Origin of the sequence: Fischerella thermalis PCC 7521 (assembly GCF_000317225.1) — a bacterium.
In the GTDB taxonomy this organism is placed as follows: domain Bacteria; phylum Cyanobacteriota; class Cyanobacteriia; order Cyanobacteriales; family Nostocaceae; genus Fischerella; species Fischerella thermalis.
On sequence record NZ_AJLL01000051.1, the window covers coordinates 42626 to 56452 of the forward strand.

12 protein-coding genes are annotated in these 13827 nt (G+C 42.0%); 7 read left to right on the forward strand and 5 right to left on the reverse strand.

The window, feature by feature from the left end; genetic code table 11:
- Nucleotides 1-21 precede the first annotated feature (21 nt).
- From rpsO to aroF, 3 genes are all read left to right on the forward strand, one after another.
- The gene (gene rpsO, locus UYK_RS0111530) at nucleotides 22-291 is read left to right on the forward strand and encodes a 30S ribosomal protein S15 (protein WP_009460042.1); all 270 of its coding nucleotides are present in this window, start codon (nucleotides 22-24) and stop codon (nucleotides 289-291) included.
- Nucleotides 292-302: 11 nt separating this feature from the next.
- Entirely contained in the window at nucleotides 303-767 is a 465-nt protein-coding gene (locus UYK_RS0111535; RefSeq protein WP_009460041.1) for a PAM68 family protein, read from the forward strand.
- 480 nt (nucleotides 768-1247) lie between these two features.
- Nucleotides 1248-2306, forward strand: a complete 1059-nt coding sequence (gene aroF, locus UYK_RS0111540) for a 3-deoxy-7-phosphoheptulonate synthase (protein ID WP_009460040.1) — start codon at nucleotides 1248-1250, stop codon at nucleotides 2304-2306.
- Nucleotides 2307-2526: 220 nt separating this feature from the next.
- On the opposite strand, the gene UYK_RS0111545 is transcribed toward aroF, so the two are convergent.
- The 3 genes from UYK_RS0111545 to UYK_RS0111555 form a co-directional block, all read right to left on the reverse strand.
- A complete protein-coding gene (locus UYK_RS0111545) occupies nucleotides 2527-3396 on the reverse strand; it encodes a hypothetical protein (protein ID WP_009460039.1) in 870 nt (289 codons plus the stop codon).
- A 122-nt stretch (nucleotides 3397-3518) separates the two neighbouring features.
- Complete coding sequence (locus tag UYK_RS0111550; RefSeq protein ID WP_009460038.1) at nucleotides 3519-4112, reverse strand: DUF1517 domain-containing protein; 594 nt, start codon at nucleotides 4110-4112, stop codon at nucleotides 3519-3521.
- A 109-nt stretch (nucleotides 4113-4221) separates the two neighbouring features.
- Nucleotides 4222-5781: a pentapeptide repeat-containing protein gene (locus tag UYK_RS0111555; RefSeq protein WP_009460037.1), complete on the reverse strand. Its 1560-nt coding sequence runs from the start codon at nucleotides 5779-5781 to the stop codon at nucleotides 4222-4224.
- Nucleotides 5782-5865: 84 nt separating this feature from the next.
- On the opposite strand from UYK_RS0111555, the gene UYK_RS0111560 reads away from it, so the two are divergent.
- Complete coding sequence (locus UYK_RS0111560; protein ID WP_009460036.1) at nucleotides 5866-6711, forward strand: prephenate/arogenate dehydrogenase; 846 nt, start codon at nucleotides 5866-5868, stop codon at nucleotides 6709-6711.
- On the opposite strand, the gene UYK_RS0111565 is transcribed toward UYK_RS0111560, so the two are convergent.
- Together UYK_RS0111565 and UYK_RS0111570 are read right to left on the reverse strand one after the other, a co-directional pair.
- A complete protein-coding gene (locus UYK_RS0111565; protein ID WP_016871443.1) occupies nucleotides 6689-7027 on the reverse strand; it encodes a pentapeptide repeat-containing protein in 339 nt (112 codons plus the stop codon). The two genes, UYK_RS0111560 and UYK_RS0111565, sit on opposite strands and share 23 nt — an antisense overlap.
- Before the next feature lie 420 nt (nucleotides 7028-7447).
- Nucleotides 7448-8152 carry a DUF3120 domain-containing protein gene (locus tag UYK_RS0111570; RefSeq protein ID WP_009460034.1) on the reverse strand — a complete coding sequence of 235 codons (705 nt, stop codon included), beginning with the start codon at nucleotides 8150-8152 and terminating at the stop codon, nucleotides 7448-7450.
- A 349-nt stretch (nucleotides 8153-8501) separates the two neighbouring features.
- On the opposite strand from UYK_RS0111570, the gene UYK_RS0111575 reads away from it, so the two are divergent.
- From UYK_RS0111575 to UYK_RS0111585, 3 genes are all read left to right on the forward strand, one after another.
- Nucleotides 8502-9413 (forward strand): undecaprenyl-diphosphate phosphatase, encoded by a 912-nt coding sequence (locus UYK_RS0111575; RefSeq protein WP_009460033.1) that lies wholly within the window; start codon nucleotides 8502-8504, stop codon nucleotides 9411-9413.
- A 143-nt stretch (nucleotides 9414-9556) separates the two neighbouring features.
- A complete protein-coding gene (locus UYK_RS0111580; RefSeq protein WP_009460032.1) occupies nucleotides 9557-10882 on the forward strand; it encodes a TIGR03279 family radical SAM protein in 1326 nt (441 codons plus the stop codon).
- Between the two features lie 90 nt (nucleotides 10883-10972).
- A complete protein-coding gene (locus UYK_RS0111585; protein ID WP_016871446.1) occupies nucleotides 10973-13681 on the forward strand; it encodes a family 10 glycosylhydrolase in 2709 nt (902 codons plus the stop codon).
- The last annotated feature ends 146 nt before the right edge of the window (nucleotides 13682-13827 follow it).

Here is a 13827-nt window from a genome sequence, read left to right on the forward strand (position 1 = left end):
AAATAGAAAATCAACTGAATCATGGCTCTGACGCAACAGCGCAAACAAGAGATCATCTCACAATACCAAGTACACGAAACCGACACAGGCTCAGCCGATGTTCAAATTGCCATGCTGACGGAACGTATTAACCGTCTCAGTGAACATCTGCAAGCCAATAAAAAAGACTTTTCTTCCCGTCGAGGGTTGTTAAAGTTGATCGGTCAGCGTAAACGTCTTTTATCCTATATACAGAAAGAAAACCGAGAACATTATCAAGCTTTAATTAGCCGTCTCGGTATTCGTGGATAGGAACCCTTTATATGTCTGCTGAATCTGACCGCTTGCCATTTGAACCGAACAAAAAGCGCCAAAAACCTGCAAAAGCAGAAAGTAAACCCCCGATTGTCAAGCAAGAGTCTGTAAAAAAGGAAAAGAAAAAGCCACGTTATAGCAAAGAAGAAGTTGCAATCCCTCAGGTAGTCAGCCAACGAATGATGCGTCGTATAGCTGGTTTTGCTGGAGTGCCAACTTCTTTAGGCATCATGACCTTGGTTGTCAGCTATTTCCTTTTAGTTAACACCGATATCAAACTACCTCCCGTTGCCGTTTTATTGGTGAATATGGGATTTTTTGGTTTGGGTGTATTGGGTATATCTTATGGTGTTCTTTCTGCTTCTTGGGATGAAGATAGAGCCGGAACTCTCTTGGGTTGGAGTGACTTCACCGTCAACTTGGGACGGATGGTGTCAGCTTGGCGCGAGTCTCGGCAGAAAAAAAATACATAATTGCTAGCGCTCAGATATTTAAATAATTGCTGGTCTGTAAATAAGTATCTTTCCAGCATATTGGGTAACTTTGAGAAAAGTGTTGAAGTTTAACAACTTCAACATTAAAAAATTAATAAAAAATTAATATTTATTACCCAATATAGCAGTGGCAAAACTACTGAGCGCTCTATTCTTTATTTCTTCTTATGACCTAGCGGAGGAAAACTTGGCGTCTTGGCATCTTGGCGGTTCAACCAACTAAGCCTTTGGTCAATTCTCACATAAGTCCTATTTTCACAAAATCTAAACTCAGATGACGCTTTTTAAAGTTAATATATTTTAAATATATGTGATTGATTAAAGTAATACTATGAAATTCGTAACAATCAATAGATAACTTGTGCTAAAGCGTAAAGAACAAACTAGCAACTACAAACATTAAATAAATTACTTAGATATTAGATAATAATTAACAGCAACTAGCAATTAGCAACTAACATGATTGTAGTCATGAAAATTGGTTCCCCTGAAGCGGAAATCAACCGCGTTAGTGAGGAACTCGCCACTTGGGGGCTGACACCAGAAAAAATTGTTGGTAAACATAAGGTTGTAATTGGTCTAGTTGGCGAAACAGCCGACTTAGATCCCCTGCAAATTCAAGAAGTTAGTCCTTGGATTGAGCAAGTATTGCGGGTAGAGCAGCCTTACAAACGGGCTAGCCGTCAATACCGCCACGGCGAAGCATCTGAAGTAGTAGTAAACACGCCTGATGGGCCTGTTACCTTTGGCGAACACCATCCCTTAGTAGTTGTGGCTGGGCCCTGTTCCGTCGAAAATGAAGAAATGATTGTTGAGACGGCGCGGCGTGTGAAAGCTGCGGGAGCTAGATTTCTGCGTGGAGGTGCATACAAACCCAGAACTTCACCCTATGCTTTCCAAGGTCATGGTGAAAGCGCTTTAGAATTACTGGCAACAGCGCGGGAAGCTAGCGGGCTGGGTATCATTACTGAAGTTATGGACGCTGCCGACCTGGATAAAATCGTAGAAATTGCTGATGTTGTCCAGGTAGGTGCAAGAAATATGCAAAATTTCTCTCTACTTAAGAAAGTAGGGGCGCAACCGAAACCAGTTCTGCTCAAGCGGGGGATGTCGGCAACGATTGAAGAATGGTTGATGGCTGCTGAATATATCCTGGCGGCAGGAAATCCAAATGTGATTTTGTGTGAACGAGGGATTCGCACCTTTGATCGCCAATACACTCGTAATGCTTTGGATATATCAGCAATACCTGTTTTGCGAAACCTAACTCACCTGCCGATTATGATTGATCCTAGTCACGGTACTGGCTGGGCTGCTTATGTACCTTCGATGGCAATGGCATCTATTGCTGCTGGGTGTGATTCCTTAATGATTGAGGTTCACCCTAATCCGAAGAAGGCTTTGTCAGATGGTCCTCAGTCGTTGACACCGGAGGCTTTCGACCAGTTAATGCAAGAACTAGCAGTCATTGGTAAAGCTGTGGGACGCTGGCCACAAACTGCTGTGGCTTTAGCTTAAAGACACCAAGAAAGACACCCACAAAGGGAGGCGCGGTGACATTAGGAGTTTTTATATATTCTCCAAGTCACCGCTTCTATGTTTTACCTTATTGAAAATGGTATTACACCTTCTGCCTTCTCATACCGAGTTGCATTCCATAGATATTACCTCACGCCGCCTTTGGCACTCCTCTCCGATCTCGCGGAGAGGGGGAGGGGGTGAGGTTTGTAAACACAACCTAGCGTCTTCTGCTACCAAAGCCAGTAGAACGACGAGTTGGAGAACTACGTCCGCTACCAAAACTACTGCCAGTGTTGCGTCTAGTAGAACTAGAGTTACCAGATGGTCTTAGGGTACTGCTACCATAACCAGAACCAGTCGGGCGATTACCAGTAGTGGTACGTGGTGCCGTGCGTACAGTAGAACTATTGGGAGTTCTCCGGAGGTTCCCTGTAGTACGGAAAGCTGTACGATTTCTAACTACTGCTGGTGGTTGATTGTAACGACGCTGATAGCTTGTAACCGCATCATCATAAGTTCTGCCATAACCACCGTAGCCAGTTAACACCACTCCTGGCTGATACACAGGTGGTACATAGTATTGGGGTCTGAATAGGAGACTACCCAAAGCTTGACCAGCTAATGCTCCAGCAAAAGGAGACCAGAAGCCACTTTCTTGACGGACAACTACTGTTTCCTGTTGTCCAGTTTGAGGATTTGTCTGAGTTTGGGTGACGTTGTGGACGTACTCAATTTTGAAGTCTTCTGTTAGGTACATCACCGGCTGTCCATTTTCCACTTTGAGGTAAGTTTTCTTACCTTGCTTAATTTCGTCATCGGTCAGCCGCGCCATTTGCAAATTTTCGGTTCTGACAGTTGGGGGCGTCGCGTTGAGTAAAAATAGAGTGTATACTCCGTCAGCATCGTCATAAGTAGCTTGTTGTACTGGATACTGACCATCAGCTAACTTATTTATGTTGGTTGTTTGGCTAACATTGTTTGCTTGCGACTGATTCTGATTTGTTCCACCGCCGCAGGCAACTGTGGTTAAACACAAACTCAATGTTAAAACAATTACTGTGAATTTACGCAAAATTTTCATCAGCATTTGACTATCTTCTCATCCTCGAGCTTAACAATTTCTCTGTCAAATTGGTAATAGATGATTGTTGGTAGTTTTTTGTTGATTGTTGATTGTTCCAAACAACTACCAACTAAGAACAAAGACAATTACAAAGGTATCAACTCTGGGTAGTATTGCAAAAGCTGATCGTTAGTGAGTTCATCACCTAATTGAGCAGGTGAAAAATGTACCTGAATTGCTTTGAGTTTATGGTTATAATGCAAATTTATCAAGGCTTTTAAAGCTTCTTTGAGAGCGTAAATATTGGCTAGATCAGTTTCTAATTCTGGTACTTCTCCTGTATAAGCAACTGTGATCATCACCACAACATTGCGTGTTACAGGTATAGAAAAAGAGTCATTATAATCAGACTCAGAACTGAAATCTGGCTCACTTTTATAACGTTGGGCAGAGTCTGTAAACAATTCATTTACATAATCTCCTGCTTCGCCTTCATTCCAAAATACTTCGCCTTCATTAGCAGCAGAAAGCCAGTATTCATCGTATTGCAGTAGAGTTTCACAAAGTTCTACTAATCCTTCTCCCAAAACATTGAGATCACCATCGGAATCCATTGCTTCCCGCGCACCACGATTTAATACTCCCAAAATTGGTGCAACTTCAGAACCCGCTAAATGTAACATAATACGACAAACTACATAGCGAGTCTTACCCATCATTCTATTAAATGATTCGCGCATTTTTCCTCCTTGAGATTGTTGTTGGTTGTTGGTTGATCGTTGATGGTTACTTGTTAACTGCTTCCAGAAAAGTATAACTACCAACTAACATCTATCAACAAATAACTAATTATTTTATGTAATGAAATCCTTTGATAAAATCAATAATCATACTGGCTGAAGGTGTAATTGCTTTGGTAGTGCCTAGAGAATTGCCAACATTTTTAGATGCATTGATGTCATAGTTATCAATAAATCTACCAAATTGAGGATGATCATGGATAATCAAACTTTGGGAACTGGAATTAGTTAAGGTTGTCTGGGTTGGTGCTTGGAAAAAGTTGAGTTTTGTTGTAATTTTAAGTATATTTATTAGCTCTTTGATGACAGCAGTGTTTTCTATAACTTGTTCTATTAATGCAGTCAATTGCTGGCAGTGCTGAGGAGTGAATGAAGTAACATGAGGAAAATTTTCACTCTTGATTATTGCCAATAGTGTACGAATATTGTTTTGGGTAGTTGTCGAATCTTGGAAGGGAAGAATTGCCATGTAAGCTGTGGGTAATAAATTGAGATCACTATCTACACGAAATGTAAAAACTGTGCGACGACGCCCAATTTCCATACTAGGAGGTTGTTTTAATTCGCGGTATTGTTGAGCGATTTGGTGATAAGCTCCAGCAATGGCAAAATTCGCTTCATGATCCAAGGGTTTATCGATAACAATCCGAATTGTTGGTGGAGTTTCGTTAAAAAATTCCCGTGATTCTTCGGTGTTGAATTTTTGAATGATCGAGCGATCGCCACTAGGACTAAGATCAATCCACTCACAAATCATACCCTCAGTTTTTAAACCAAATCTGGAGGTCGAATAAAGTTTTGCGCCTGTTAAAGTTGCTCCTGATAAATCTGCACCTACCCACTCGGCTTTAATTAATTTGGCCTGAGTCAGATCAGCATGAACCAAACTAGCATTGGTTAAATTGGCATTGCTTAAATCCGCCCCAATCAGATTCGCACCACTCAATTTTGCCTCACTTAAATCTGCCCAACTCAGATTTGCCCCATTTAAATCTGCCCAACGCAAATTAGCCCCACTCAAATTAGCCCCACTGAAATTACTATGGCTAAGATTAGCCTGTCTCATTTCTGCATTTCGGCAATTCGCACCACTGCAATCGGTACGACTCAAGTCAGTGTTATTTAAATTAGCACCCTCTAAATTTGCTTCCGTTAACAAACTATCCCTCAAATTCGCCTCGTTCAAATTAGCGTAGCGCAGTATAGCGTGCCGAAGTGAAGCTTCTCTAAGATCCGCACAATTGAGATTAGCTGCAAACAGATCAGCACGACTGAGATCAGCACGAATTAACTCCGCACGAATGAGGGAGGCTGACTGGAGTTGGGCGCGACTCAAATCTGCTCGAATCAAATTGGCGACATTGAGACTGGCGTGGTTGAGATTGGCTTGATGAAGATAAGCACCACTTAATCTAGCTACATTGATTTGGGCATGACTAAAATCAGTACCACACAGATGGGAACCACTGAGATTAACAATACTCAAATTAGCATGACTAAAATTTGCTTCATTAAGTTTGACACCACTGAGGTTAGCTTCAGAAAGATCAACACTGCGAAAATCTCTTTCTCCTGCTTCGTATTTTGCTAGCAATTCCTCTAAAGTCATTGTAGTTACCTCACCGGATACCAACTCGAATAGTGGGTAAAGTTGTGTATCTTAACTCGTAATTGAATTTCAATCAAAATCACAATGAAAATTGGTATTTTAGGACTCGGACTAATTGGCGGCTCTTTGGGTTTAGATTTGCGATCGCATGGACATTATGTGTTTGGAGTCAGTCGCCGGGAATCAACTTGTACCAAGGCGATCGCCCTTGGTAGTGTAGATGAAGCATCTGTTAACATGAGCTTGCTCACTGCCGCAGAGGTTGTATTTATTTGTACACCAATTGGACTTATTATTCCCACAATCGAGCAGTTAATCGCTCATTTACCTGCTAATGTTGTGATTACCGATGTCGGTTCAGTCAAAACACCGATAGTCAAGGCAATTTCCCCCCTGTGGACAAATTTTATCGGGGGACACCCAATGGCGGGTACAGCCGAAAGTGGTATTGAGGCTGCACAAAAGCATTTATTTGTTGGTCGACCTTATGTATTGACGCCAACAGCGACAACCCCACCAGATGCTTTATCTTGTGTGGAGAAAATTGTCAATCAACTGGGGTGTAGAGTTTACCATTGTCCTCCAGAAAATCATGACCGGGCAGTGAGTTGGATTTCTCATTTGCCAGTCATGGTGAGCGCTGCTTTAATTGTTGCTTGTTTGAGTGAAAATGATTCCCAGGTATTGCAATTAGCCCAAAACCTCGCTAGTTCTGGCTTTAGAGATACTAGTCGCGTCGGCGGCGGCAATCCAGAATTAGGGATGATGATGGCACAATATAACCAACAAGAATTGTTGCGATCGCTCCGACAATATCGCCATCATCTCGACGAATTTATTCACCTAATTGAGCAAGAAAATTGGACAGGCTTAGAAGAATTGTTAAAGTTAACTCAATCTAATCGTCCTAATTTTGTCGAAGATTGTTAATAGTTTTAATGATTAGTAGATAAAAGTTAGTAATACCCATGACTGCTGAGGCAACTGTTACAATAGCCAAAGTGAAGAAAAAAGTCAGAGTGTAAATCCAAGCTAGTTCTTCTGGCGTGACACCGAGAAGACTAAATAATATTTGACTGATTGCATCAAGTGTGGCGATCGCTACAACTACTGCGGTCATGATCACGATTACTAAATGTCCGAGAGTTTGACCAGCCTTGACTTGGTTAAAATTAGCGTCCTGTAATAGAGCGTTAGTAAAATCACAACCGCGAATATTCGCACTGCTAAAATCTGCACCAATCAAATTGCGTTTTTATAAAAGAGCGATTTTGTAACTCCTGGTTAGCAAAGTTGAGAAAATTAGAATTAGTCAGCCGCTAGCAGGATTTTGATTGATTTTACACAAGCTTGCTCTTGCCGCTGGTTTTCAGATGCATGTACCCAAGCCTATTGAACCAATTCAGCTGACAGTTGTGGCACGGTTGGCTGGAAGATGTAACTGAAGGCAGAGGGCAGAGGGCAGATGGCAGAAGGAAGAAAATCTATTTTTGCCGTCTGCTATAGGGTTCAAAGCCCCTAATTTTTTATACAAAGGGTAACAAATTTTTTACATTACGAGAAGCCACTTCGTGCCTACAAGATGCAAGGCATCCTTATTTGAAGAAATTCTTCCAATTATTTATAACGTTTCCCTTTTGCCCTCTGCCTCCTGCCTCCTGCCTTCTCATGCTAAAACGGCAGCTAGCAAAAATAAACTATCTACCAAAATTGTACTCAACACGGCTCCGCCAAAAGCATACCAGTGGTATTGTCTTCTACCTAAAGGTAAAATTCCTACCATCGTGAGAACCATAGCCAGAATTAATGCCCAGGCTACTCCCCAAGGCGTTTGTACTCGTGCGACTGCACTTTGTAAAATTAGTGGCACGAATTCTGGTTCTACTCGCATAATTTGTCGCCAATGCGGCATTAAATTTACTAAGTAGAAATACACATCAGTTAAGGCAGTACCAAGTAAAGAACCTAAATAAAACCAGTTACCGATTTTTCCCCAGTTTCGACGCAGACACCAGATTGCAAACGGTAGACCTATAGACTCTACTGGTAAATGCCATAAAGGTTCCCAACGCAACCAACCCCAGTAAATTGAACCAGCTAACCAGCTCCAGCTAAACCCAAATAATAAATCTCCCCAATGGTATGTTACAGAACGTGACATTAATAAGAAACTCAGCCACACCCATAAAAATGTGAGACCAATACTCAACCAGGTTAGCGATCGCACCAGAGGGGCTTCGATAAATACTGGTACGGATACCAAAAATATTGCTGCTGCGAATATTAACCAAGTTTGCCGAGCCGAGGCAAACATGCCAAGCGGAGTTGAGGCATTCACCTGAGGATTTGCAGAGGCGGAGAATGTCTGCATCTTAGTTTTGCTGCCAGCAGAAACTGTGTATGAGGACAATGTATTATCAACCAAAGTTTATTAATATTATTTACTTAACTTTATCTTATTTAATATACCACAACACATATCCCCCCCAGGGGCATAATGATTACATCTTTTATCATACAGCGACTTTTGAGCGAGAAAACCACATTTTCAATAAGGACACAAAGACGTACAGAAATAGTCAATTATTACATTCCAGTATCAGAGGGTCCCTGTCTCCCGCGTTAGAGCGTCTTTGAAAAAATACTCTTTTGAACTGACTCCAAAGATTTAAAGTTGGATAATTTGGTAAAGTTAGGCAGCCATTTCTGGAGTCTGGTTAATGGGAACAATGTTTGTAACAGATGGAGTAGAATTTTTTTTGCCTATAGGAAATCATCTGATGCAAACAGCGGGTAATGCTGTTGCGGATGAATCCAACGTACTTGGAAAAATAGTGCAAGGATTTATTTTAGGTATGGTCCAAGGTATTACGGAATTTTTGCCTATCAGTAGTACCGCTCACCTAATCATATTTCGGGACGTTTTAGGTTGGAAGGCGACATGGAGTAAGACAGCAGTTGATGGAATTCAGCTTGGCAGCGTTTTTGCAGTACTGATATATTTTTGGAAAGATATTCGCAACATTTTGGGGGGTGCTTGGTTAGCATTTCAGCAGCAGGAATGGCAGCGATCTGAGTGGAAAATGTTTGTGGGGATTGTGATTGGGACGTTTCCTGCATTATTAGGTGGTTTAGTACTCAAGAGTTTAGATGTTGAGTTAGAAAGTCCCTTGATGATTGCAGGAATGTCAATTGTAATGGCGATGTTGTTGGGTTTGGCGGAAAAATTTGGCTCGCGCAAGCGTGGCTTTGAAGAAGTAGAAATTAAAGATGGGATGATTGTAGGTTTAGGACAAATGATAGCTCTTCTACCAGGGGCTTCCCGTTCTGGTTCAACCCTGACCACAGCCTTATTTATTGGCTTGCAACGAGACACTGCTGCCCGATTTTCATTTTTGCTAGGCTTACCAACACTAGCGATCGCAACAGCTGTTCAAACTAAAGACGTACTCCAAGAATCGCATATGTTCTTGCCACTATTAATAGGTATCGTCTCAACCTTTGTCTTTTCCTATTTATCAATCGCTTGGTTGCTGAAGTTCCTGCAACGGCGAAGCAGCTGGGTATTTGTATGGTATCGCTTGGGGTTTGGAGCAGCAATCCTGGGTGCAATTAGTGCAGGAGTTCTTTAGATCAAGTCATTTGTCATTTGTCATTAGTTATTAATCCTTAATTGAAAACTAATGACCAATGACTGATAATTCCTTGATGGTATAAGAAAGCAGATTTATCCGTGGAGTCAATCCAAAATCTAAAATCTAAAATCCAAAATCGAATGACTACTATTCGTCCGGCTCGAATTACCAAAGTATTACCCGATTCGATTGCAGCAGAAATTGGTTTTGAAGTTGGGGATGCGATCGTCAGTATCAACGGCACACCTCCCCGTGATTTAATTGATTATCGATTTTTGTGCGCGGATGAGATTTTAGAACTAGAAGTCCTAGACGCCACTGGCAAAACTCATCACATTGAAATTGAAAAAGACTACGACGAGGATTTAGGGTTAGAATTTGAAACTGCTTTATTTGATAATTTAATCCAGTGCAATAATCGTTGTCCGTTTTGTTTTATCGACCAACAACCACCAGGTAAACGCTCAAGTTTGTATCTCAAAGATGATGATTATCGCTTGAGCTTTTTGTATGGTTCCTACCTGACCTTAACTAATTTGACAGAACGGGAATGGCGACGTATCGAAGCAATGCGGCTATCTCCGTTATATGTATCGGTTCACGCCACAGAACCCGAAGTAAGAATTAGACTCTTAAAAAATCCTCGGGCTGGACAAATCTTAGAGCAACTCAAGTGGTTTCAACAAAGACGACTGCAAATCCATGCTCAGGTAGTCGTGTGTCCTGGTATAAATGATGGTCAGCATTTGGAAAAATCCCTGAGAGACTTAGCATCATTTCATATAGGTGAAGTGCCAACAGTTGCTTCTGTAGCAGTAGTACCAGTGGGATTAACCAAGTTTCGTCCCCAAGCAGACGAACTCACACCAGTTACTAGAGAAAAAGCCCAAGAGGTAATTAAACAAGTGCGATCGCTTCAGCAGCAATTTCGGCAAAAGTTTGATTATACATTTGCTTGGTTAGCTGATGAGTGGTTTCTAATTGCCCAAGAGGAATTACCATGCGAATCTGAATATGAAGACTATCCCCAAATCGATAACGGTGTTGGTTCGATTCGCTTGTTTATCAAGCAGTTTATGCAAGTTGCAGATGAATTACTACCACCAAAAATACCAGGACAAAAAAGATTTACCTGGGTGGTGGGTAACGCTGTAGAACAAGCATTTCAACCAATTCTTGAACGGTTGAATTCAGTAGAAGGTTTACAAGTAAACATGCAGGCTCTCAAGAGCGATTATTGGGGACAAAATATATCCGTGACAGGGTTGCTAACTGGACATGATTTACTGTTAAATCTACAAGGGCAAGATTTAGGAGATGGAATTTTGCTACCAGCTGTCATGCTAAAACATGGTGAATTGGTATTTTTAGATGATATAAATGTAAATGATTTAGCCCGGCAATTGGAGACAAAAATCTTCCCAGTGGCGGGGATAGAAGAACTAATAGAGACTTGTATTAAATAGTTGTTTGTTGGTTGTTAGTTGTTGGTTGTTTCTATCCCAACAATAAACAACTATGAACAAACAACTAACTAATTAAGTGAGGAGTGGATAGTGAAGTGTCAAAGAAAAAAAACTATAAAAGATAAACATAAGAATATTAAAACAATTGGATTATTTATTTTTAAAATAAAATTTACACTCTACAATCTACTCACGATTACACCAGCAACAGCTACGACCGCTGAAGAACCTATAATCAGTATTGTATATACTCAAGAAAATGCTAGTCAGTGGGCAGGAATAGAAAATCGTTTACAAGCAATAGGTGTAAAATACTGTGTAATTTCTTTAGATAGCGTCAAGAGTGCAGCAGATTGGGGCGATCGCCCGGTATTATTTTTGCCAAATGTAGAGAGTGTATCACCAGCACAAGCGATTGCTTTAGAAGAATGGATGAGAAATGGTGGACGTTTGATTGCTAGCGGTCCAGTCGGGGGTTCATCAGCACCAGGAGTACGTCAACTACTGCAATCCCTCTTAGGTGGATATTGGGGATTCAGCTTAGACTCTCCCCAAAAACTACAACCTTTATCAGAAATAACACGGAATTTGAACAGTCCAGATGAACTGCTGGGTACAGTGCGTGGAGGTGTGATGATTCCCAATACTGTAGCATCGCAAACAGCTGCTGTTTGCGATGCCCAAGATAAACTTCCAGCAGTATTAACTACAGAACGCTCCACTTTGTTAGGTTGGCGTTGGGGAGTAGATGCCGCTTCTGGTATACAAACAGATACTGCTTGGTTAAAAGCAGCACTCAAGCGGCATCTCAGGAAGTTTTCTATATATATGAATAGAGTACCAGGCGGTTCGCAAAACTGCTCTACCTCCGTTGTCGCCACCACTCCCCCTACTTCCCGCACTCCCCCCACTCCCCCTCCTCAAATTACAGCCACTGCTCCCCAACCCCGACCTCTACCTATACCTAATATTACGTTCCCACATTCAGATGAAGCTATTGATCAACTGGAACAAAGGGTGCGTTTGGATGTGGAACCGAAATCCAATGCACCTATTAGTCGTAATGAAGCGATCGCTCTCCAGCAACAGTTAGAAAATCTCATTGGTCGAGTAGAAAGCGCCCACTTAGCAGCTGCAATACACAATGGTAATTCCCAAGTTAGCAAAGCACAGCAAACGCAATTTGCCTCAATTAAATCTGGCGCACCAGTCCAGAGTACTGAACAAGTGTTGACCCAAGCCAGGGAAGTGGCTAAAAACTTGCCGCAGCTCATCGCCCAAAAACAGTATGCTCAAGCGCGATCGAATTGGGTAATGGCCAAGAACTCCTTATGGCAACAGTTTCCTGTGGATCAGAAATTGGCTCAGCCAGAAATCCGCGCAATCTGGCTTGATCGCGGTACAATTGTCCGGGCTGGCAGCGAAAAGGGATTAGCTGCAATTTTTGATCGCTTGGCTCAAGCAGGATTTAACACAGTATTTTTTGAAACAGTTAATTCTAGTTACACAATTTACCCCAGTCAAGTTGCACCCCAGCAAAATCCCCTGACTCGTGGTTGGGATCCTCTAGCAAGTGCTGTAAAATTAGCCCACCAAAGGGGTATGGAATTACACGCTTGGGTCTGGGTTTTTGCGGCTGGGAATCAACGTCACAATCAAATTCTCAAACTCGCTCCCAATTATCCAGGGCCAGTGCTTGCTGCTCATCCAGATTGGGCAGGGTATGATAACCGTGGTCAAATGATTCCCCCAGGTCAAAGCAAACCCTTCTTTGACCCAGCTAATCCCGAGGTGCGACAGTATTTACTGCAACTGTATGAGGAAATTGTTACCCGCTATCAAGTTGATGGTATTCAGCTAGACTATATTCGCTATCCCTTCCAAGATCCCAGTGCAGGAAGGACTTACGGCTATGGTAAAGCAGCAAGAGCTAAGTTTCAGCAGCTGACGGGTGTAGATCCGGTCAATATTTCTCCTAGTCAAAGGGAATTATGGCAGAAATGGACAGAATTTCGTACCCAGCAAGTGAATAGCTTTGTTGCTCAAGCGTCTGAGCATCTGCGGGCAAAACGGCCTAACTTGATTTTATCGGTAGCGGTATTTCCTTTACCAGAACAAGAACGCATTCAGAAAATTCAACAGCATTGGGAAGTTTGGGCCAGGCAAGGTGATATTGATATAGTTATTCCCATGACCTATGCTCAAGATACTCTCCGGTTTGAGCGATTGGCACAACCTTGGATTGCTTCCTCAAAATTAGGCTCTACTTTGCTAGTACCAGGAATTCGTTTGCTTTCTTTACCAACTATCGGAGCCTTTGACCAAATCCAATTAGTCAGGGACTTGCCAATCAGTGGTTATGCTCTATTTGCTGCGGAAAATTTTAACAACGAATTGCACACAGTTTTCAGCCGCACTCAAGGTAGAGAACAAGGTAGGCAAAAAGAACCTATTCCCTCTCGTCAGCCTTTTGCTGCTGCTGCTAGTCGTTATCATGCTTTGCTACGGGAGTGGAAGTTTGTTTCCCAAAATGATGAACTAAAACTATCAGCGATCGCAGCTGCGGACTTTAATACTCAAGCAGAAGTTTTACAAAGTGCTTTAAATCAGCTGGCTGCTGAGCCAAGTGCTGGTAAATTAGTGGCAGCAAAAGCTAGTTTGGCTCGTTTTCAGTTCCAATTTCGGGTATGGATGCGATCGCAATCTGTGGCTAACCCCTACCAAGTCAAAGCTTGGGAAAATCGTTTGGTTGCGATCGAAAGGCTGTTACGTTATGGGAAAAGAACTGCGGGATTTTAAGTCCCGATGAAACAATTTTCACGAGCCTTGCAACTTCACACCGTCCTATCGGACACCCCTATCCTTACCAAGGAGAGGGGAAAGGGGTGAGGTTACTCTAGTTTTTTTACAACTGGTGCAAAGTTTTTGTTTTTAGTTTAGTGATT

Coding starts and splice junctions, on each gene's coding strand:
- rpsO (WP_009460042.1), top strand. CDS start 22: ATGGCTCTGACGCAACAGCGCAAACAAGAGATCATCTCACAATACCAA.
- UYK_RS0111535 (WP_009460041.1), top strand. CDS start 303: ATGTCTGCTGAATCTGACCGCTTGCCATTTGAACCGAACAAAAAGCGC.
- aroF (WP_009460040.1), top strand. CDS start 1,248: ATGATTGTAGTCATGAAAATTGGTTCCCCTGAAGCGGAAATCAACCGC.
- UYK_RS0111545 (WP_009460039.1), bottom strand. CDS start 3,396: ATGCTGATGAAAATTTTGCGTAAATTCACAGTAATTGTTTTAACATTG.
- UYK_RS0111550 (WP_009460038.1), bottom strand. CDS start 4,112: ATGCGCGAATCATTTAATAGAATGATGGGTAAGACTCGCTATGTAGTT.
- UYK_RS0111555 (WP_009460037.1), bottom strand. CDS start 5,781: ATGACTTTAGAGGAATTGCTAGCAAAATACGAAGCAGGAGAAAGAGAT.
- UYK_RS0111560 (WP_009460036.1), top strand. CDS start 5,866: ATGAAAATTGGTATTTTAGGACTCGGACTAATTGGCGGCTCTTTGGGT.
- UYK_RS0111570 (WP_009460034.1), bottom strand. CDS start 8,152: ATGCAGACATTCTCCGCCTCTGCAAATCCTCAGGTGAATGCCTCAACT.
- UYK_RS0111575 (WP_009460033.1), top strand. CDS start 8,502: ATGGGAACAATGTTTGTAACAGATGGAGTAGAATTTTTTTTGCCTATA.
- UYK_RS0111580 (WP_009460032.1), top strand. CDS start 9,557: ATGACTACTATTCGTCCGGCTCGAATTACCAAAGTATTACCCGATTCG.